This is a genomic window from Paenibacillus xanthanilyticus (genome assembly GCF_042682185.1).
GTDB classification, from domain to species: domain Bacteria; phylum Bacillota; class Bacilli; order Paenibacillales; family Paenibacillaceae; genus Paenibacillus_Z; species Paenibacillus_Z xanthanilyticus.
Map to the genome: position 1 here is coordinate 2,237,425 of NZ_JBHUHA010000001.1, position 20,570 is coordinate 2,257,994.

The following is a 20,570-nucleotide window of genomic DNA, read 5'->3' on the forward strand; positions in this document are numbered from 1 at the left end:
GTATGATTACCATCCGAACTTATTCGCAAGATGCGGCAAAAATAGGATTGCGCCAATAACGACGGCGGCCGCCGCGATCACGAGGACGGCGGCGGCGGCGGTATCTTTGGCGGCCTTCGCTAGCGGGTGCTGCTGCGGACTCGCCAAATCCACGACGCATTCGACAGCCGTGTTGAGCAGCTCCGCCGCCAGCACGGCGGCGATGAGCAATGCGAGCACCGCCCACTCCACGCCGGAGAGACCCAGCCATAAGCCTGCGGCCACTGCAAGCGTAGAGGCGATCCAATGGAAGCGCATATGGCGCTGCGTCCTGGTCGCATAGCGCAACCCTTCGACGGCAAAGCCGACGTTTTGCCAAAAACGGCGCATTAGCGCGTGAGACCGACCTGGGAAAGCGTCGCTTCCTGCTTCCGGGTCATGATCGCTTCGCTCTCCTCGTCCTGGTGGTCGTAGCCGATCAGGTGCAAGAAGCCGTGCACGAACAGAAAACCGAGCTCGCGCTCCAGCGAGTGCCCGTATTCTTCCGCCTGCGCAGCGGCCCGTTCGACGGAAATGATGATATCGCCCAGCATGCCCTCGAGCGGCACCTCTTCGTCCTCGTTCTCCACCTCGTAAACGATATCCAGCTCTTCGTCCGTCACTTCCTGAATGGCGAACGACAAGACGTCGGTCGGACGATCGATATTCCGATACTCGCGGTTTAGCGAATGAATTTCTTCGTCTGTGACGAAAGTCAGGGATACTTCGCCGTCTGTAATCCCTTCCGCCTCCGCCGCCAGCTTCAGCAGCTCCTCCAACTTCCCGACGAACGCCTCCGGCAGTTCGACTTTCTCCTGTTCATTGCTCCAATCCAGCTGTATGCTCATGCTAGTCGCTCCTTTGATTTGACCTCTTCCGGGTATTCGATCCGAGAATGGAAAATGCCGATGACCGTTTCCTTTAGCGTCTGCGCGATTTTGTCCAGCTCCTTCAGGGTCAGGTCGCAGTCGCTCAGCTGCCCGTCGTCCAGTCGTCCTTTGATAATCTTCGCGATCATCGTCTCCACCTGCTCGACGGATGGGCTTCGAAGGCTGCGTACCGCGGCTTCGACCGAGTCGGCGATGCCGACGATGGCCGCTTCCTTCGATTGCGCCTTCGGACCGGAATAGCGAAAATCATCCTCGGTAAAGTCGGGATCCACGCCCTCTTCCTCTGCCTGCTTGACCGCCTTGTGGTAAAAGTACGCCAGAAACGTCGTGCCGTGATGCTGCTCCGCGATATCGCGGATCGGCTTCGGTATATTATGCGCCTTCAGCATCTCAACCCCGTCGCGCGCATGGGCGATGATGATCGATTTGCTCAGCTTCGGCTCAATATGGTCATGCGGATTTTCCATATTGGACTGGTTCTCAATGAAATAGCTCGGCCGCTTCGTCTTGCCGATATCGTGGTAGAATGACCCGACACGGCACAGTAGTCCGTTCGCGCCGATTGCTTCGGCCGCCGCTTCCGACAGATTGCCGACCATGACGCTGTGATGGTACGTGCCCGGCGTCTCGGTCAGCAGCTTGCGCAAGAGCGGATGGTTCGGGTTGGACAGCTCGACCAGCTTCAAGGCCGAGAGAATGCCGAACGATACTTCGAAGAATGGCATAAGTCCGATAACGAGAATCGAAGTCAGCAGCCCGCTTGCGAATGCGAACGCAGCCGTCAGCACCAGCTCGCTCTTCTGCGGCAGCTCGCCAAGCATGACGATCGCGAGCACCGAAGCCGAACCGAACAGGCTCGCCATGATTCCCGCCTTTAGGATCGTCGAACGCTGGCCCGCGCGGTGAATCCCGAAGATGGCCGCGAACGAGACGACCGCAATGACGAAGCCGTAGTTGAAGTCGAATATCGTGTCCGTTCTCGTATTGAAGATTACGCTGCCGGCAATGGCAAACAAAAACGAGCTGACGACCGCAAGGGGCACGTCCAATAAAATGGCGATTAGCATCGCCCCCATGGCGGTCGGCGCTAAATAACCGACGTAGGGCATCGTATCCGTTTGCGTCAGCTGCACGATCTCCATCGCCAGCAGATTCAGCAGATAGATCAGCCACAGCATGACGAACTGGGCGTTGCTGTATTTGCCTACGCCGGGCGTTGCGCCTTTCTCCATGTAACTGTAGATGACGATGACGAAAAGCAGGGATAGCAGCAGCAGCCCGAACTGCGGCCAATAGGTCTTCTTGTCCTGCAGCCAGTTGAAATCCGAGAACATCTCGTAATTCTCCAGCGTCACGATGTCGCCCTTCTTGATGACGATATCCCCTTGCTTAATCATCACCGGCGGCGTCTCTTCCTTCGCCGCGACCTTCGCCTCGTTCGTCGCTTCCTTGTTCAGGAACCGGTTGGGCATGATCGCGAAACGCGCCAATTCCTGCACGATCTCGCGCGACTTGCGGTCCGTCAGCGTGCTGGCGTTCACAAGCTCGGCCACTTTCGATCGCGCGGTCTCCGCTTCTCGCAAGCCTTCGCTCATCTGCTTCTTCACGATCGCGACCGCGACGTCTCGCATCTCCGTCAGCTGCTCGACGCTTAAGGAAGGAAGCTTGTAATACGTCTCCTCCGGCAGCCGATACGCTTGGTCCTTGACCCCCTGCGCCATATCCTCAAGCAGCGTGTCGTTATAGGCATCGTTGCCTCGGTTCAACTGCACGAAGCGATCCACGTAATCAAGATAGAACTGCGGAATCTCGCTGCGATAGATATTCACCTTGTTCTGCTCCGTGACCTGGTCGTCCTGATTCAGCTGCTCGATTCGCTTGAAGATCTGATCCAGCAACGCATCGCCCTTCAGGCTGACGACCGTATAGATCGGCTCCACCTGCTCGGCGGCAAGCTCTTGGGCGGCGAGCGTCCGTTTCTTGTCTTCCTTCGCGCTCGGGGCAATGACGTCCCGATCGCTGCGCTTGCCCGGTTCGATGTCATAGGTCGTCGGAAGTACATGCGGCGCAAGGCTAAAATAGAATAATACGACAAACAGAAGCAGCAGCACCCAACGAACCGCCGGGCTGTGCTTCCAGCTGCTTAACATGGTGATCTCCTCCTGCGATGGACATCCCCCAGTTAGGAATATGAAGCCGATGTCGTGCTCCTATCCCTTTATATGATCGGTAACGCGTGCGAGCTTGAGGGATCAAACAATGCCGGCTTACGCTGGCGCATCCGAATGAAGGATTATCCCGCGCCGGCAGCCGGCGCGGGATAATCCGCCTACTTCTCTTCGGCGTCCGACTGGTACGCCATAATAATCTTCTGCACGAGTGAATGCCGGACGACATCCTGGTCGGTGAAATGAATAAATCCGATTTCGTCTATGTTCTTCAGTATGCGCGACGCCTCGATCAGTCCTGAGTTTTTGCCGCGCGGCAAATCGATCTGCGTCACGTCGCCGGTCACGACCATTTTCGATCCGAAGCCAAGACGGGTCAGGAACATCTTCATCTGCTCCGGCGTCGTGTTCTGCGCTTCGTCGAGGATGATGAAGGAGTCGTCGAGCGTCCTGCCGCGCATGTACGCGAGCGGTGCGACCTCGATCAAGCCGCGTTCGAACGCCTTGGCCGTCTGATCGGGTCCGAGGACATCGTGAAGCGCATCGTAGAGCGGTCTTAAGTAAGGATCCACCTTCTCCTGCAGATCGCCGGGCAGGAAGCCCAGATTCTCACCGGCTTCGACGGCCGGTCGGGTCAGCATGATCTTCTTGACCGATCCTTCCTTCAGCGCCGCGACCGCGAGGACGACCGCCAAATACGTCTTGCCCGTACCCGCCGGGCCTACGCCGAAGACGACATCCTTGCGCTTGATCGTCTTGACGTAATGACGCTGTCCAATCGTCTTCACCCGGATCGGCTTGCCGCGGAACGTCGTCGTGATTTCCGCTTTGAACAAATCCAGCAATTGATCCGCCTGCAGCGTCCGCGCCAGCTCGTACGCATACGCGATATCGCGCTCCGACGGGGTGTAGCCGCCCCGAACCAGCTGCTGCAGAACGGTGTAAAGCTGCTCGAGGGAATCCACCTCGGGCGCTGGCCCGGAGAGGACGATCTCCGCATCGCGCGACATGATGTCCGCGCTCGTCTGCTCCTGGATGGACCGTAAATACTTGTCCTGCGGGCCGAAAAGCGCAAGCCCTTCCGCTGCGTTCGCGAGCGGGATCTTCACTACCTTCGTCTCATTCAGCAAAAAGGCTCATTCTCCTTGCATCTGTACTAACGGTTGTTCCGCCGCAATCGATTGTTCGACTTCAAAAAGCACTTTCATATAAACTTTACCATTCTCCGTCTTTTCATGCAAAATGTTTTCCGCGCGCACAACCGCGTCCGCTCCCGCTTTCGACAGAATATCGGCGCGCGCCTGGTTCAAGCCGATCGTCTTCGCCTCAGCCGCGGGGACCGGAATTTTATCGAGGCGCACCTCGCGGATCGTCTCCTTGATCCGGCCAAGCGGCAGGCTCCAGGTCCGGTAAGCAGCCTGCTCCTCGTGGCGAATCGTCTCGAAATATTGATACGGGATCTTGCCATAGCCGCTAACCTTGAGCGCGCGCCCGAACGCGACGCCGTACCAGCGGGTCATCACCTCGCCCGTGTAGACCTGCACCTTGCGCGTAAGCGGCGAGGCAATGTCATATTCGTGCCACACGAGCCCTCTTACTTTACCGTGCGCCGGGACGAGCATGTTGTGATTCTCATCGCCGAGTATGCCCGAGATTAGAATGTCGCCCCGCTTCACCTTTTGGTTGCGGTTCACGACCGGCCTTCCCGTCTCGGCCTGAATATCGGTGATGACCGCGTCGGCGGCCGCGATGATATGCCTCGGGTCGACGGGCGGCGACGGCGCTGGCTTCGTCGTTTCCACGATCTGAATCGTGATTTTGGTGCCTCGCTTCTCGACCCCGACCCAGGCTGCCCCCGGCAGGCTGCGCGTTAGGTCCCGCTGCAAATCGCTCGTGTCCGGCAAGCGGAACGACCATTGGAACGGATACAAGCCCTGCTGCTTGGCCACTTTCAGAATATGCTCTTCCGATAATTTCTCGTTGCCCTTCACGTCGATCGACCAGATCAGCGATGACAGCAAGTACATGCCGACGAAGAACAGGACGAGCCCCGCGCCAAAAAAAAGCCTCTTCTCCACGCGGCGCAGCCAGAAGGGCATCCCTTTCCGTCCGGCGACGTGAACGCGGCATCCCGTTTCTTTGAGCAGCGGACGCAGCTTGAAAAAATCGCCGACCGCCACTTGACAAACAAGCTCCCCCCCGCTTGTCCGGCTGATGGACCATAATTGCAGTCCCTTCGCCAATGCGCGGTTGACCAGCAGCTCGAGCCCTTCGCCGCGGACGCGAATCGTCACGATCCCGCGCACCCACTGCAACCATGAGGCATTCATCGTTACTCCCCCTCTATTATTCGTTCGGGTCCTAAATCGTTCGGCGCGCTATTCGCGGACCGATATATGTTTGATCTGGCCTTCGACGAACACCTCTTCGGTCCAAATCGTACGGATGACGAGACCGTCGCCGATCACCTCGAGTTCGCCCTTGCTGAGCGCGAGTCGTAATTTATCGCTGGAGAAGTGAAGCACGCCGCGATGATTCTCGATGTAGAGCTGGCGGTCGCCGATCATGGTCACGCGTGGCAAATCAAATACGACATCCTGCGGCAGATCGAGCAGATCGGCTGCCATTTTGCGGAGTTTGCGGTTGATGCGGCCCATAGTTGGCTTCCTGCCCCCTTCCCGTACTGTACCAACCTATGCGCGAGACCGCCGATTCATGACGCTTTTAAACCTTACGCGCGGCCGTGGCCCGGCCTGCAGACATGTCTTGATTCAGACAAAAAAATGACCAGCCCGCTAGAAGCGGGCTGGTCATTGGTCATATCGAGTCCTCTCGGGCGCTCCGCAAGGCTTCACAGCCTTCCTCGGGTGCTCAAGGGCTTGCATTAACGTGTGCTATTCTCGTCAAGCTAAGGGCGCCGCAGCGGCCGCTTGGAGCGAGGCGGCCCGAGAATCTCCGCCATGACCACCGCTCGCTTCAGCTCGTCTGCCTGGGTCAGCGGAAACGCCCCGTCTCGACGCCGGGTAGAACGATTCGAGGCCGTCGCATGCGGATTCTCCCTGCCGGCCGGTTTCGTGTGACCCGGCTTATGCCGGACGGGAGGCGCCTGCAGCGTATGCCGCACTTCAGGGACAGAAGCTTCGGGTTCCGCTCGCGGTGCGCCGTACGTTCTGGTGGCGCTGTCCTCCTCCCAGTCGTCCGACATGCGCTCCGGCTCCTCCTCGCGGCTTCTGCCGCTTCCTGCCGGATTCGGTCGCATGGCGGTCGGTTCGCCGCCGAAGCTCGGCATCCGGCTTCCCCCGCCCTGCTTCCGGGCTTTGGAGAGCATCGACAGCAGAAAACCGACGACGACGATCACGATGTAGATATTCTCCAGCAGCAATTCGATCAACGTTCTCATGGACGGCCATCACCCCCGTTCGCCGCTGGGCTGCTAACGCTCATCTTCGTCCGTCGGCGCGACGTCAGTCTTCCCGATCGAATTGCGCATTTGCGTATCGGCTTCCAAGTTCTTCAAGTTCATATAATCGAGCACGCCGATCTTGCCGGTGCGGAGCGCGTCCGCCATGGCAAGCGGCACCGCCGATTCGGATTCGACGACGCGCGCACGCATCTCGACGACGCGGGCTTTCATCTCTTGCTCTTGCGCGACGGCCATGGCGCGGCGCTCTTCGGCCTTCGCCTGCGCGATCCGTTTGTCCGCTTCCGCCTGTTCGGTTTGCAGATGCGCCCCGATGTTCTTGCCGACGTCCACGTCCGCGATATCGATCGAGAGAATTTCGAACGCCGTACCGGCGTCAAGACCTTTGCCAAGCACCGTGCGGGAGATGAGATCCGGATTCTCTAGCACGTCCTTGTGCGAATTGGACGAACCGACGGTCGTGACGATCCCTTCGCCGACGCGGGCGATAATCGTCTCTTCGCCGGCGCCGCCGACGAGACGTTCGATATTGGCGCGGACCGTGACGCGCGCCTTGACCTTCACTTCGATGCCGTCCTTCGCGACGGCCGCCACGATCGGCGTCTCGATGACGCGCGGGTTAACGCTCATTTGGACGGCTTGCAGCACGTCCCGGCCGGCCAAATCGATCGCCGCCGCGCGCTCGAACACGAGCTCGATGTTGGCGCGCTGCGCCGCGATCAGCGCGTTGACGACGCGGTCGACGTTGCCGCCCGCGAGGAAGTGACTCTCCAGCTGGTTGATGGTGAGCCCCAGTCCCGCCTTGGTCGCTTTGATGAGCGGATTGACGATCCGGCTCGGTATTACCCGGCGAAGACGCATGGCCACGAGCGTGATGATCGAGATGCGCACGCCGGACGCCAGCGCCGAGATCCAAAGCATAATCGGGAAGAAACTAAGAAACACCGAGATAACGATGATCGCCAGTACGGCGATAATGATAATGGACACCGTTGGATCCAAATTCAAAACGAACTCCTCCTTTTGTTTACCTTGCTAAAATGCCAATACGTCTATGTTTCTGATCGATGAAGCTGCACGACGATGCGGGTGCCTTCGACCTTCACAACGACGATGCCCGCCCCAGCTGCGATAAAATCCCCCGACGTGACGACGTCGTACCGTTTGCCATCAATGACCGCCGTACCCGATGGACGCAGCGTCGTATAGGCTTCGCCTGTGCGGCCGATAAGTTCGGTCTGGTTCACGTTCGATACGTAGCCCTCCTCCGTCGTCAACCGATCGCGCAGGATCAGCTTGTTCCATATGCCTCGATGTTTGAACCGTTTGGCGATCACATACACGATTACTGCGGACACGATCAACGCGACGGCCAGCGACACGATCGCCGTCTCGATATCCGGAGACGCCATGACGATGCCCGCCACGATCGCGCCCGACCCGAGCAGACCGAGTATGCCGAAGCTTGGCACGAACACTTCGATCACGAGCAGCACGATTCCGATGATAAATAGCATCACATCCTCCATTCCAGCAAAACCCGCGACGTAATGCCCGAAGAAGTACAACCCGAACGCCGCCGTTCCCAGTATCCCCGGAAAGCCGAATCCGGGTAGGAAAAATTCGATGGCGATGCCCGCGATGCCGATAATAAACAACAGCGTCATTACGACCGGCATCATGAGAAACCGAGCCAGCTTCTCCGAGAAGGTCGGCGATACAGTGACAACCTCGCGCCCTTCCAACTCGCTCTGCAGTATGACATCTTCAAGCGTGTCCGCCGTATAATCCGCGTAACCGACTTTCACGGCCTCCGACGCCGTTAACGTCAAGATGTCGCCTTGCCGCTTCGTTTTGCCGATCGCCTCCAGCTTCAGCTGAACGTTGGGATCGACCATCGCCGCCGCGATTTCCGGATCCCGCCCGTTCAGCGCCGCGGCTTCGCGTATTTCCTCTCTCCACATCGAGACGACTTTCGGATTGTCGATCATTTCGCCCGAACCGTCCACCACGGCTGCAGCACCGATCGTACTGCCCGGCTGCATCGCCAACTTCTTCGCGTTCAGCGCGATATAGGTGCCGGCCGAGATGGCTTTCCCCTGGACGAACGCGGTCGTCGGCACGGGGCTCGAGCGCACGAGATGACCGATCGCCTCCGCGCTGTCCACTCGGCCGCCGAACGTATTGAGCACCAGAATTACCCGCTCGGCCTTGGCCTGCTCCGCTTCCGCGTATGCCCGTTCCAAATACGTTTGCAGTCCGCTCTCTACCGATTGCTCGGCGTGCACGACGTATACCGCGCCCGCGTTGTTGGCGCTATATGCGGTGGCCGTCAGGACGACGAGACCCGCCAACAGCAGTGTCACTGCCAATAAGCAGACGCATGCCTGTCGCCCAAGACGCAGCGCCCTATTCACTGCCATAGCTCCCTCCCCCTCGCGATTGATGTGTCCACTAATACGATAGGATGCCCGTAAGCGTTTCATACCGGCGATTTCCAAGATCTATTCTACACGATAAACGTATTCATTCTCTAAAATCGAAAAAACACTCTCCCATGCGGGAGAGTGTTTGGCGGTCAGCCTATGTTATTGCAGAAATTGCTGCACGAGCGAGTTTACTAGTTTACCGTCTGCAAGCCCTTTGACTTTCGGCATAAGGGCGGTCATGACTTTTCCCATGTCCGCTTTCGAAGAAGCACCGGTTTCCTGGATGGTCTGTTGAACGATCACTTTGATCTCTTCTTCGGTAAGCTGCTTGGGCAGGTATACACTAATAATTTCAATTTCTGCTGCGATGTCTTTCGCAAGATCGTCGCGGCCCGCTTTCTCAAATTCTTGGAGGGAATCTTTACGTTGTTTGACTTCACGACTTAGAATGTCAAGCACTTCGCTGTCTTCAAGAGGACGCTTCAGTTCAATTTCCTGATTCTTGATGGATGCGCGAAGCATCCGGATCGTCGTCAGTTTGAACTTCTCTTGACTACGCATAGCTTGTTTCATATCGTCGTTCAATCGTTCGCTAAGGTTCATTGTGGAAGGATCCTCCTAAAACTTTCTCTTGCGCGCAGCCTCGGACTTTTTCTTGCGCTTCACACTAGGCTTCTCATAATGCTTGCGTTTCTTAACCTCTGCCAATACGCCATCTTTAGCGATGGAACGTTTGAAGCGGCGGAGTGCAGCATCAATTGTCTCGTTTTTGCGAACTTTTGTTTCAGACACCAGTTTTCCCTCCCTCCGAAACAGACCGTCCAAGAAGAACATACACGGTTTATCAAACTACATTATAGGCTAAAACGAAAGGCAGTGTCAACTTGGACTGTTAATTGATTCTGCAGGAGAAGCTAAGAACCAAGCAACGGCCCTAAATTACGACCACCGACCAGGTGGAAATGCAGGTGATACACGATTTGTCCGCTGTCGGGATTGCAGTTGTTGATCAGCCTGTAGCCGGACTCATTCACGCCGAGTTCCTTGGCAATCTGCCTGGCTGCCTCGAAAATTTCCGCCATGACCGCGTCATCCTCGCCCGTCACGTCGTTCATCGTCGGAATGTGCTTCTTCGGAATGATCAGGACGTGGACCGGCGCCGCGGGCTGTATATCGTGGAACGCGAGAATGCGCTCGTTCTCGAATACTTTTTTGGAAGGAATGCTGCCTTCGACGATTTTGCAGAAAATACAATCCATTCACTTGCCCCCCTTGTTCGCTGGCTTCAGCGTTCTTGACCTATCCCTCTATAATAGCGAAAAAATGGCGGCTCGTCCAATCGAGACCAAAAAACCGGGGACCTTAAGGTCCCCGGTCTCATGCCCAGCTGATAACGGCTTAGTAATAATACGGGAGCAGCGATAAACCCAGCAGCGCCGCAAGCGGGAATACTTGACGGTAGAAGCGGCGGCGAGGGTAGTACGGGTACGGATAAAGCGGCGGATAACCGAAGCCCGGCAGGAACGCACGCGGGTCCATGCCGCCGCCGTGAATGACGGCAATACAAACGACTTCGTCGTCGATGTGCTCGACGAAGCCGTCGCAGCAGAACCCGTCTTTGGTGTGGACGAGCACGTAACGGTGCATATGGCTTTTGCAGAAATGTTTGATTTCAGGCATTTCCATCGGCTTGGTCGGCGCGACTGGCGCCGGCTCTTGCACCGCAGGCAGAGTCATCATCGGCGGCATGACCGGCGGCATAACTGGCGGCATAATAGGCGCGGTTGGAGCTTTGGCAATTGGCGCCGTCGGCATCTTGGTCATAGGGGCAGCGGGCGCTGCGGTTACAGGCGATGTAGCGTTATTCTCCATTCTTAACGGACCTCCCAGGTCGAAATCTAGGTGTGCTGCGAGTTGCTCACTGCTGTATGATATTCGCCCGTGGGCAATCGGCTACTGGGTAGGCGCAAAAATGGGCGGACTGAACCGCTCATGCGACGATCGGCTGTTTCCCGCTTGGAATGCCGCGTTTTATGTCGGGCGGGCTAGACCCTATTATTAAACTTCGTTCATCTCTATCGAAACGAAATGAGAAAATTCTCACGGAAATCTCATAAACGGCTCAGAATCGTTGGGAATCCTTGGTTTGCGCGTTCTATGTCAAATTCACCCATTTTTCGAGGTGCTATACTATTCCCAACAAGACCAAAGATTAGCAGACGGAGGGACAACAAGAACGATGCATAACTCTCGGCGGCTTCGCAAATATGCAGTAACCGGATTGTGTGCGGCAGCGGGCTTCGTGACGATGGCCTTCTGCGCTCCCGGTCAAGGGCACGCGGCAACGGAACAATCCTTGGAACTTATCGACTTCGGCAAAGATTATATCGGAACTCCATATAAAATCGGCGGCAGCAGCACGGCATCCGCATTCGACTGCTCCTCCTTCACGCAATTCGTCTTCAAATCCGACGGCATCAAACTCCCTCGGACTTCGACCGCTCAAGCCAAGGTCGGCACCAAGGTGGATAAAGGCAGCCTTAGCGTCGGCGACCTCGTCTTCTTCAAGACCAACGGCAGGAGCATCAGCCACGTCGGCATTTATGCCGGCAACAACCAGATGCTGCACAGCTCGAGCAGCAAAGGCGTCGTGCTGACCAGCATGAATACGTCCTATTGGCAAAAGTCGTACGTCACGGCTCGTCGCGTCAAGCTGTAGTCAGGCGCAGAACGCAATCAGGGTGTCCCTCACGCGAGGGACACCCTGTTTTTGTTTATTCGGCCAATGTGATCACGATGCGCTGCGAACCTGCCGCGGCGTTGACAAGCAGTCCTTGCTCGCCCGCGGCCGTCTGTCCGCCTTCCACGCCGGATGCTTCGGCAATGCCGGCCAGACGCACGTTCCAAGGCTTGTCGGCGCCTTCCGCCGTCACGACGATGCGGTTGCCGCTGCGCACGGCTTCGGCCGTATAAAGCAGCTCGCCGCCAAGCGTATAGACAGGCGCCTTCGCGCTAGCGCCGTCCGCGAGCTCGAACAGCTCGAACGTAATGCCGTCCGCGTAGTCGTAATCCGGTTTCTGGTCGTTCGCGCCGACGGCCAGCAGCGTGTTCGGGGCCACGAGCAGCGGAAGCGTCATATAGCCGTGCTCCTCCGTATGCCATTTGCCGCCCGCTACCGTCTCGCCGGTCAAATAATTCGTCCAGCGCCCTTCCGGCACGTAGTACTGCACGCGTCCATCCGGACGGAAGATCGGCGCGACGAGGAGACGATCGCCAAGCATGTACTGGAGATCGAGCGCATGCGTCGATGGATCTTCCGGGAACTCGAGCACCATGGCGCGCATCATCGGCAGCCCGGCCGTCGAGGCTTCCACCGCCGCGCCGAACAGATACGGCATCAGCGCGCTCTTCAGCTTCGTGAAGCGGCGCAGTACGTCGACCGCTTCCTCGTCGAATAGCCAAGGCACCCGATACGATTCGTTGCCGTGCAGACGGCTGTGCGAGGACAGCAGGCCGAAGGCTACCCAACGCTTGTAAATATCCGGCGGAGCCGTGCGCTCGAAGCCGCTGATGTCGTGGCTCCAGAAGCCGAATCCGGACAAGCCGAGCGACAACCCGCCGCGGATCGTCTCCGCCATGGACGCGTAGGTCGCCGAGCAGTCTCCGCCCCAATGAACAGGGAACTGCTGGCCGCCTGCCGTTGCCGAACGGGCGAACAGCATCGCTTCGTTCTTGCCGAGCTTCTCCTCGAGCACTTCAAAGACAGCTTTGTTATACAGCTGCGTGTAGTAGTTGTGCATCTTGACCGGATCGGAGCCGTCGAAGTAGACGACGTCCGTCGGGATGCGCTCGCCGAAATCCGTCTTGAAGCAGTCGACGCCCATGTCGACGAGACGGCGCAGATGATCCTTGTACCACTCGACCGCTGCGGGATTCGTGAAGTCGACCAGCCCCATGCCAGCCTGCCACAGGTCCCACTGCCAGACGTCGCCGGACGGTGTTTTGACGAGATAGCCCTTCTCCATGCCTTCGTCGAACAGCGGCGACTTCTGCGCGATGTAGGAGTTGATCCATACGCAAATTTTGAGGCCCCGATCCTTCAGACGCTTCAGCATCTGCACCGGCTCCGGGAATACCGCCGGATCCCATTCGAAGTCGCACCATTGGTACTCTTTCATCCAGAAGCAGTCGAAGTGGAAGACGTGCAGCGGCAAATCGCGGTCCGCCATCCCTTGGATGAAGCTGTTCACCGTCTCTTCGTCGTAGTCGGTCGTGAACGACGTCGTCAGCCACAGACCGAACGACCAAGCCGGAGGCAGTGCAGGCTTGCCTGTCAGCGCCGTGTAGTTGCCCAGTACGTCCTTGAGCGTCTCGCCGCCGACGACGAAATATTCGAGCGACTCGCCCGGCACGCTGAACTGTACTTTGGAGACATTCTCCGAGGCAATCTCGAACGAGACGCGCTCTGGATGGTTCACGAAGATGCCGTAGCCTTCGCTCGACAGGTAGAACGGTACGTTCTTGTACGCTTGCTCGCTGGACGTGCCGCCGTCTTCGTTCCAAATATCAACCACTTGGCCATTCTTCACGAATGGCGTGAATCGTTCGCCGAGTCCATAGATCCGCTCGCTGACGCCGAGATCCAGCTGTTCCCGGAAGAACGCTTGTTTTTCTTTCGTTTGGATATAAGCCGTGCGCTTCTGGCTCGAACCGGTCGCGTACTTGCCGTAGTTCGTGAACGCCATGTTCCACGGACCTTGCTTGTCAAGTTTCAGGCTTAGGCCGCCGCTCGTGAGCGTCAACGCCTCGGCATCGTTGGCGATACCCGGCTTGAAGCCCGCTTCCGGGAACAGCTCGAAATTCGGGCCGATCGCCTTCTTGCCTGCATGGTGCGTCCAACGGACGCGAATGACGTCCTTGCGCGGGGCGCTCAGCTCCACTTGAAGCAGCGGCGCGTTAAGCGTATCGCCTTTGATCTGCACGTTCCGGCAAGCGGCATGTACCGTGACACCGTCCGCCGTCTCGCGGATATCCCGGATTTCGATCGGGTGATGCATTGTCGTGCCCTCTTTGACCATCCAATAACCGTCGGTAAATTTCATATCGTATCCCTCCGCGTGTTTATACTATAATCATATTGACTTCAGTAAGCGTTATCTTTAAAAATTTTGCTTATTTATATCAGGATTTTGATATTATCGGAGGGAAGGGAGGCCGCAATGGACAGAGCGACACTGAAAGAATCCAGAGTTCACGGCCATGCGTTGTATCCGCTCAGCATATACCCGATCGATTGTCCGCCGGATCAGCCGCTGCTCGATCTGCACTGGCATGACGAGCTGGAACTGCTCTTGGTCACAAGCGGCAAAGCCGTGTTCCGCGTGGATGTGACCGACTACGAGGTACATGCGGGCGAGGCGATCTTCGTCGCTTCGGGCGATCTGCATTCCGGCTACGTCAAAGGCGAATCGGCATGCGCCTTCGTGGCGGTCGTGTTCCATCCCGACCTGCTCGGCGGCGGCACGATCGATCTGACGCAGGAGCAGTACATTCAACCCATCGTGCGCAAGAAATGGTCCGTCCCCGTCCATCTGACGCGCGAAGATCCGCTCGCCGCGGACGTCTTGGGCATGATGGAGCAGCTCATCGCGCTCAATACGGACCGGCCTCCGGTCTACGAGCTGACGACACGCGGGCTTCTGCTCATGATCATGGCCAAGCTGTATCGGCTCGGTACCCCCGCCACCGGGGAACGCAACCGTCCGCAATCGGACGATTATCGGACCGAACGGCTCAAGATCGTGCTCCATTACATTCACGAACATTACGCCGAACCGGTCAAGCTAGGCGATCTCGCCGCGCAGGTCGCGATGAGCGAAGCGTATTTCTGCCGGTTCTTCAAATCGATTACGGCGAAGAGCCCCCTCGAGTACGTAAACCAATACCGGGTTCGACAAGCCGCGCTTCTGCTGCGCGAGACCGACAAAAAGACGATGGAAATCGCGCTTGATGTAGGGTTCAACAACTTGAGCTATTTTATCGGCGTGTTCAAGCAGCATTACGGCATGACGCCGGTGGCGTACCGGAAGCGGCAGCAAGTACGCGAGCCATCGGCAACGTAACCAAAAACGACCCGCTGCCGGCACCGCTTGATGATCTCAAGCGGCCCGGCTGCGGGTCGTTCCCGTTCGTTCATTTATGCACCTTTACGACTGAAACTCGAGTTGTTCCGGCTCGTTCATGATGGCGGCTAGCGATGCGGCAATCTCGATCCAACGCTTGTCCGCCTGCGCGGTCAACGCCTCGTCACGCTTCGGGACTTCGCCATCGTAGATGAGATCGGAAGCCGTCTCTTGAAGCTTCGCATAGACACCGCCGAGCATCGCAAGGTAGTCGCGCTCGCCGCTCGTCAACTCGCCCTCATGATTGCCAGCCTTCTCCAGCGCCTGCTCTACGCCAGCCAGAAAGTCCTGCGGCGAACGCGCGCCGCCATGGAGCGGCTTGCCGTTCGACGCTTCCGCCTCGGCGAAGAAATATTCGACTTCCGGCCGATCGTCGAACGCATCGGCCAATCGGCTCTTGGCTTCAAGCCGGCTTGCGATGTCTTTGCTGTTCGTCAGCAGCTCGATCGTATGCAGCACATCCGCGATATGTTGCTTCGTTTGATACCCCGCGTTCATGATCGCTTCGCCCCGTTCCGCTCGCTCGTCCTGCGTATGAACGATCGTCCGCGTATACAGGATGACGTTGCCGGTCAAGCTGACGACGAGCAGGAGCAGCAGGACGGGCACGAAATAAGAACGCTTCGGGGAATTGGCTTCGGTCACGATGTATACCTCCACAGTCTCGTGGCCGCCGAATCGGGCTATCGAAGTCTGAACCGGCGGCCGTTCTCCTGTTTACGTTACCTTGTTCGCCCTCAAGATGCAACGGGATGGGTGTGAACAATCGGTTACATCGTCTCGAGCGCGACCGTGCTTCCGCGGCCGGACGGCTCCGCCGCCGTGACGATCAGCCTTCTCGGCAGCCGCGCGCGAAGCTCCGGCACATGGGAAATTACGCCCACCGACAACCGGTCGTTATGCAGCTTCTCGAGCGCCGTAATGACCGTATCCAGCAGCTCGGGATCGAGCGTGCCGAACCCTTCGTCCAGGAAGAAGAACTGGAGCGGATATTTGCCGCGCAGCTGAATCTGGCCGGACAAGGCGAGCGCGAGCGCAAGCGACGCCAGGAACGTCTCGCCGCCGGACAATGTCGATACCGGACGCCGGATGCCGCCGTTCGCGTCGTCGCGAATGACGAAGCCCCCGCCGGAATCGACCTCCAGCGCGTAGCGACGCTTCGTCAAGTAACCGAGCCGTTCGGAAGCGGCGCGGCATACTTGGACGAGCTGCTCCTCCGCGACGTATTCGACGAACGCGTTGCCGCGAAACACGGATTGAAGCGACTTCAACCGAACGCAGAGCGCCTCCATGGCCGCCCGCCTCTCCTCGAGCTTCAGCCAGCGTTCCTGCTTCTGCCGCAGCTCCTCGAGGTCGCGTTCCGCCTTCGCAAGCTCCGCCAAGGCGTTCTCTCCGGCGCTGCGCGCGGTCTGCAGCGCGCTCACGCACGTCTCCCATTCCACGTCCGTGACGGAGCGGCCGTCCAACTGGCTTCTGAGCATCGATATTACGGCCGCAAGCTCCTTCTCCGCCTCTCGGTACTCGGCGATTTGGGCAGCCATCCGCTCCTGTTGGCCAAGCAGGGGACGAAGATGCCGGGCTTCGTCGGCTGTGCCGAACGGGGAGCGCGCAAGCGCCTCCTGCCAAGCACGGCGGCACTCATCCGCGCGCAGCGCAAGGGATTTCTCCGCCTCTGATGCGGCGATGCGCGATTCGGATGCTTCTCGGAGCTGATCCTGCCCGCGTTCGTTGGCGGCCTTGGCGGCCTTAGCACGCGCGCGGATCTCGCTCAGCTCTCGCTCGGCAGATGCAACAAGCACGGCGACCGCTTCACCGGCCGTGTAGGCTTGCAGCTGCTCCATCCGCTGCGCCAGCTGGGCGCGCATACCTTCAAGCTTTGTTTCGAGCTGCGCGGCGGCCAGCCGCAATTCTTGCTCGGCCCGCAGCTGCGTTTCTTTGGCGGCCGTCTTCTCCTCAATGAATCCGACGCTCTTCTCCAGCTTCGCGCCGATCTCTTCCGCGGCGCGTTCGCGCTCGTCGAAGAGTTCGAGCGCGCGATGCGCCGCCGGGGCGTCGAGCTCTTGCCCGAACCTAGCCAGCCACTCCGCTCGCTCGCGGCCGTATGCGGCCGCAAGCTCGGCTTCCTTGGCGCTCAGTCTCGCTTCGACCGCCTGCAGCGCCGACAGCTCGCTAGCCGCCGATTCGCGCGCCCGTTCCGCGTTCGCAAGCGCGCCGCGAAGCGTCTCGCTGCCTCTCTCCGCAGCCGCGAAGGCTTGCTCCAGTGCCGTTAACCGCTCGGCGGCGACTTCCATCTCCGCCTTCCTCACGTCCGCCGACAGTTCGGCGGCGCGAGCCGACGCTGCCGCCGCTTCGTTCATCCAAGAGAAGCTGGATTCCGCTGCGGCATCGAACCGGAGTTCGCCGGCCCGATCGGCCGGCAAGGATTCCCTCAACCGTTCGAAGGCCCGCTCCGCTCTGGCCAGTTCTCCCAAAGACCGCATCACGAGCGCTTGACATTGCTTGGCCGCCGATTCCCACGCTGCGAGTTCCGATTCGGCGTCGGCGGCCTTTCCGCCAGCCGCAAGCGGTTCATGCTTCGCGGGGTGCGAACATGATCCGCAGACCGGACAAGCGTCGCCTTCGCGCAGCCCTTCCGCCAGCCGAGCGGCAAGCTCGCTGCGCTGCCGCTGCCAATACGCCGCTCGCGCAGCCTCCATGCAGCCGGGCAGCAAGCCGCTTAGCGTCTGAAGGCTGTCCGCAAGCATCTTGTACCCGCTGATGACCGGCGCCATCCGACGCAGGGTTTCCTTGATCGCTTCCGCGTTCGCCCCTGCGGCAGTCTCCGCGCGCGCCAGCGTCTCTCGTGCATGGCGGACCGCTTCCGTCCCCTTCTTCGCTTCCGCTTGCGCCGCTTCCGCTTGCGCACGACTGCTCTCGGCCTGAACGAGCAGCTTCTGCATGGCGCCTCGGCGCTCTCGCTCCTCTTTACGAAGCTCGACCGTCTTGAGCTCGGCCTTCAGTTCGTTCTGCCGGTTGACCGCGCGAATGAGCAGCTCATCCGCTTTGGCCGCCTGATTGGCGCTCTCCTGCCGCTGTCTCTGAACTTCCTCCAGCTCGCGCCGCCCCATCTCGGCATCGGCTTTGATTGCCGCCGCCTCCGCCTCCGTCTTGCGGGCGGTCGCCAGCTCGGCCAGCCGATGGGCGAGCCGCGGTTCGGCTTCCGCCGAGACAGCTTCCGCTTCTGCGGCTAGCTTGGCCGCAGCGGTTGCCGCGGAGAGCTGGGATTGGTAGCGCTCTTCGGCCGACTTCAAGCGCGCGCCTGCCGCAGCGTGGGCATGCTCGGCCGACTCCAGCGCGTCCAGTACCGGCAGCAGCCGCTCCGCCGAGGCTAGGCGCGCCAGCTCACCCTCCAGCGCCGTCACCTGAGGCGCTTGGACGAGCAGGTTCGCGTGCAGCTGCTCCTTCGCACGCAGCGCTTCCTGCCGCTCGCGAACGTGAAGCTGCTCCGCATGCCGGCGCTCAGCCTCCATCAATTCGGCTCTGGCGTTCGCCGAAACGGCCGAAGCTTGCAGATGGCGCTCTTCGGCCGCCTTGACGGCCGCTTCGGAAGCATCGCCGAGGCCAAGCTGCTCCGCGGCCGCCTCATTCAGCGCGGCTTCCGCCGTCTTCATCCGCTGGTTCAGCTTAAGCGCCAGCCCGTCGCCGAATCGTTCCAGCCGGAACAGCCGCTGCAGCATCTGGCGCCGATCCTTGCCCGTCAAGGACAGAAACTCGGCGAACTTGCCCTGAGGCAGCACGACCGCGCGGGTGAAATCCTGCATGCTCAGACCGATGCGCGATTCGACCATACGAGTCACGTCGGCCAATTTATCGGCATGGACGATCTCGCCTTCCTCGGTCACCTCGACGAACCGGCTCAGCGTGTTGCTGACCGAGACGTCGCCGCCGCGCTTGAACTGCCGTTCCACCCGATAGCGGCGAAGCTCCCCTCCGCCGGCCAGCTCGAACGTGAAGGCGACGGACAGCTGCTTCTCCGCCTGATTCATAATGCCTTGCGTGCCGTTCGCCGCGCGCTCGACCTTGCCGTACAGGGCAAGCGTCATCGCGTCGAGAATGCTCGATTTGCCGCTTCCGGTCGAGCCGAAAATACCGAACACGCCCGCTTCGCACAGCCTAGCGAAATCAACCTCCTGCATTTCGCGGTAGCTCTGCAGTCCGCTTAAACGAAGCAAAATCGGTTTCATTCCGCTTCGCCTCCTTCCGCGTCTTCACGGCCGAAGTCCGCTTCGTCTTCGGCGATCAGTTCAAGGAATAACCGTACCGTATCCGCATCCGGTTCCGCGCCGCCGGTCTGCTTCGCGAAGAAACGCCGGAACAGCTCCTCGGCCGGCAGCTGTTCGCGCGACCTGGCATCCGCCTCTGCGGCAGCCGCGGTCTCCGGATAGACGGGACGGATATGCACGAGACCTTCGTGCTGCTTGCGCAGCTGCTGAATGTGGGAGATCGTCATCGACTCCGTCATCCAGATATCGAGATCGACCCATGCCCGCGCGTCCCTGCCTTCTTCGAGCCAGCGGTGAACCTCTTCGAGGCCGCCGCGGGCCGTCCACTTCACGAGCGGTCTTCCGCAGCGCAGCAGCACTTCACGCGGCTCGATCACTGCGCCAGGCGCAGCGTCGAAGACCGTAACCGACTTCGCCTGTCCCGCTTCCGAGAAACTATAAGCCAGCGGCGACCCGCTGTAGCGCATGCGCGGGTCGCCCGCCGTCTGCTGCGGACGATGAAGATGGCCGAGCGCGACGTATTGCGCGCCGACGCGCAGCGCGGACGGATCGACCGTATACGCTCCCCCTACCTGTATCGGCCGTTCGGAATCCGTCTCCAACCCGCCCAGGACATAGATATGGCTCATGGCCAAATTGACCGTATCCGGCCGATAATGTCCGGCTAGGCGCGTCATTAAGCGTCCGACGCGCTCGGAATACGCGCTGCGCAGCGCGGCTTCGTCGGTCTCTTCGCTCAGCAGCTCGCGCAATCGCGACTCCGACGGGTACGGCAGCGCCGCGATGACCGCCCGCTCGCCCGTGCGGCTAATATCCGCGATGATCGGCTCGCCCGTCGGCAAGCCGACCAGACAGATGCCGCTCTTGGCTGCCAACGGCGACGATGCGGCCACGCGTTCGGGATGATCATGATTGCCCGCGATGACCGCTACCGTCCGCTTCCCGCCGTCGGCCAGGCGGGACAGCGCCTCGTAGAACAGCTGCTCCGCCGCCGCGGGCGGGTTCACCGAGTCATACACGTCGCCCGCGATCATCACCAGGTCGATCGCCTCGTCGCGCACGATGCCGACAAGCTCGTCCACGAATTCCTCCTGCTCCTCCATGCGGCTGCGTCCTTCGAGCGACCGCCCGAAGTGCCAATCCGCCGTATGCAATATTCGCACCGTTTCCCCTCCGTCCGGGCGGACCGCACGTCCCATT

The 20,570-nt window shown here is 59.6% G+C and carries 19 protein-coding genes; 2 read left to right on the top strand and 17 right to left on the bottom strand.

Annotated elements, in window-relative coordinates:
* Positions 1-6: 6 nt before the first annotated feature.
* The 13 genes from ACFSKT_RS09570 to ACFSKT_RS09630 form a co-directional block, all read right to left on the bottom strand.
* The gene (locus ACFSKT_RS09570; protein ID WP_377722513.1) at positions 7-369 is read right to left on the bottom strand and encodes a diacylglycerol kinase; all 363 of its coding nucleotides are present in this window, start codon (positions 367-369) and stop codon (positions 7-9) included.
* Complete coding sequence (ybeY, locus tag ACFSKT_RS09575) at positions 369-866, bottom strand: rRNA maturation RNase YbeY (protein WP_377722514.1); 498 nt, start codon at positions 864-866, stop codon at positions 369-371. The genes ACFSKT_RS09570 and ybeY overlap by 1 nt, the downstream gene beginning before the upstream one ends.
* The gene (locus ACFSKT_RS09580; RefSeq protein ID WP_377722515.1) at positions 863-3,058 is read right to left on the bottom strand and encodes an HD family phosphohydrolase; all 2,196 of its coding nucleotides are present in this window, start codon (positions 3,056-3,058) and stop codon (positions 863-865) included. Before ACFSKT_RS09580 ends, ybeY begins: the two co-directional genes overlap by 4 nt.
* 179 nt (positions 3,059-3,237) lie before the next feature.
* Positions 3,238-4,206, bottom strand: a complete 969-nt coding sequence (locus ACFSKT_RS09585; RefSeq protein ID WP_377722516.1) for a PhoH family protein — start codon at positions 4,204-4,206, stop codon at positions 3,238-3,240.
* A gap of 6 nt (positions 4,207-4,212) precedes the next feature.
* Positions 4,213-5,406, bottom strand: coding sequence for a sporulation protein YqfD (gene yqfD, locus ACFSKT_RS09590; RefSeq protein WP_377722517.1), 1,194 nt, complete (start codon positions 5,404-5,406; stop codon positions 4,213-4,215).
* A 48-nt stretch (positions 5,407-5,454) separates the two neighbouring features.
* The gene (gene yqfC / locus ACFSKT_RS09595) at positions 5,455-5,733 is read right to left on the bottom strand and encodes a sporulation protein YqfC (protein ID WP_148928759.1); all 279 of its coding nucleotides are present in this window, start codon (positions 5,731-5,733) and stop codon (positions 5,455-5,457) included.
* 251 nt (positions 5,734-5,984) lie between these two features.
* The gene (locus tag ACFSKT_RS09600; protein WP_377722518.1) at positions 5,985-6,476 is read right to left on the bottom strand and encodes a hypothetical protein; all 492 of its coding nucleotides are present in this window, start codon (positions 6,474-6,476) and stop codon (positions 5,985-5,987) included.
* Between the two features lie 33 nt (positions 6,477-6,509).
* Positions 6,510-7,499, bottom strand: a complete 990-nt coding sequence (gene floA / locus ACFSKT_RS09605) for a flotillin-like protein FloA (protein WP_377491597.1) — start codon at positions 7,497-7,499, stop codon at positions 6,510-6,512.
* Positions 7,500-7,549: 50 nt separating this feature from the next.
* Positions 7,550-8,920, bottom strand: a complete 1,371-nt coding sequence (locus tag ACFSKT_RS09610; RefSeq protein ID WP_377722519.1) for an NfeD family protein — start codon at positions 8,918-8,920, stop codon at positions 7,550-7,552.
* Between the two features lie 165 nt (positions 8,921-9,085).
* Positions 9,086-9,529 carry a GatB/YqeY domain-containing protein gene (locus ACFSKT_RS09615; protein WP_377722520.1) on the bottom strand — a complete coding sequence of 148 codons (444 nt, stop codon included), beginning with the start codon at positions 9,527-9,529 and terminating at the stop codon, positions 9,086-9,088.
* Between the two features lie 15 nt (positions 9,530-9,544).
* Positions 9,545-9,718 (bottom strand): 30S ribosomal protein S21, encoded by a 174-nt coding sequence (gene rpsU / locus ACFSKT_RS09620; RefSeq protein WP_005547957.1) that lies wholly within the window; start codon positions 9,716-9,718, stop codon positions 9,545-9,547.
* 122 nt (positions 9,719-9,840) lie between these two features.
* The gene (locus tag ACFSKT_RS09625; protein WP_377722521.1) at positions 9,841-10,185 is read right to left on the bottom strand and encodes a histidine triad nucleotide-binding protein; all 345 of its coding nucleotides are present in this window, start codon (positions 10,183-10,185) and stop codon (positions 9,841-9,843) included.
* Positions 10,186-10,324: 139 nt separating this feature from the next.
* Complete coding sequence (locus ACFSKT_RS09630) at positions 10,325-10,798, bottom strand: hypothetical protein (RefSeq protein WP_377722522.1); 474 nt, start codon at positions 10,796-10,798, stop codon at positions 10,325-10,327.
* 367 nt (positions 10,799-11,165) lie between these two features.
* Between ACFSKT_RS09630 and ACFSKT_RS09635 the strand changes: the two genes are divergently transcribed.
* Positions 11,166-11,645, top strand: coding sequence for a C40 family peptidase (locus ACFSKT_RS09635; RefSeq protein ID WP_377722523.1), 480 nt, complete (start codon positions 11,166-11,168; stop codon positions 11,643-11,645).
* Positions 11,646-11,700: 55 nt separating this feature from the next.
* On the opposite strand, the gene yicI is transcribed toward ACFSKT_RS09635, so the two are convergent.
* Complete coding sequence (gene yicI / locus ACFSKT_RS09640; protein ID WP_377722524.1) at positions 11,701-14,028, bottom strand: alpha-xylosidase; 2,328 nt, start codon at positions 14,026-14,028, stop codon at positions 11,701-11,703.
* A gap of 117 nt (positions 14,029-14,145) precedes the next feature.
* Here yicI and ACFSKT_RS09645 point away from each other — a divergent pair, with 117 nt between their 5' ends.
* A complete protein-coding gene (locus ACFSKT_RS09645; RefSeq protein WP_377722525.1) occupies positions 14,146-15,048 on the top strand; it encodes an AraC family transcriptional regulator in 903 nt (300 codons plus the stop codon).
* A gap of 84 nt (positions 15,049-15,132) precedes the next feature.
* Here the strand turns inward: ACFSKT_RS09645 and ACFSKT_RS09650 are convergent, their stop codons facing one another.
* From ACFSKT_RS09650 to ACFSKT_RS09660, 3 genes are all read right to left on the bottom strand, one after another.
* Positions 15,133-15,753 (bottom strand): hypothetical protein, encoded by a 621-nt coding sequence (locus ACFSKT_RS09650; protein WP_377722526.1) that lies wholly within the window; start codon positions 15,751-15,753, stop codon positions 15,133-15,135.
* A 125-nt stretch (positions 15,754-15,878) separates the two neighbouring features.
* Positions 15,879-19,331 (bottom strand): AAA family ATPase, encoded by a 3,453-nt coding sequence (locus ACFSKT_RS09655; RefSeq protein ID WP_377722527.1) that lies wholly within the window; start codon positions 19,329-19,331, stop codon positions 15,879-15,881.
* Positions 19,328-20,533, bottom strand: a complete 1,206-nt coding sequence (locus ACFSKT_RS09660; protein WP_377722528.1) for an exonuclease SbcCD subunit D — start codon at positions 20,531-20,533, stop codon at positions 19,328-19,330. The genes ACFSKT_RS09655 and ACFSKT_RS09660 overlap by 4 nt, the downstream gene beginning before the upstream one ends.
* Positions 20,534-20,570 lie beyond the last annotated feature (37 nt).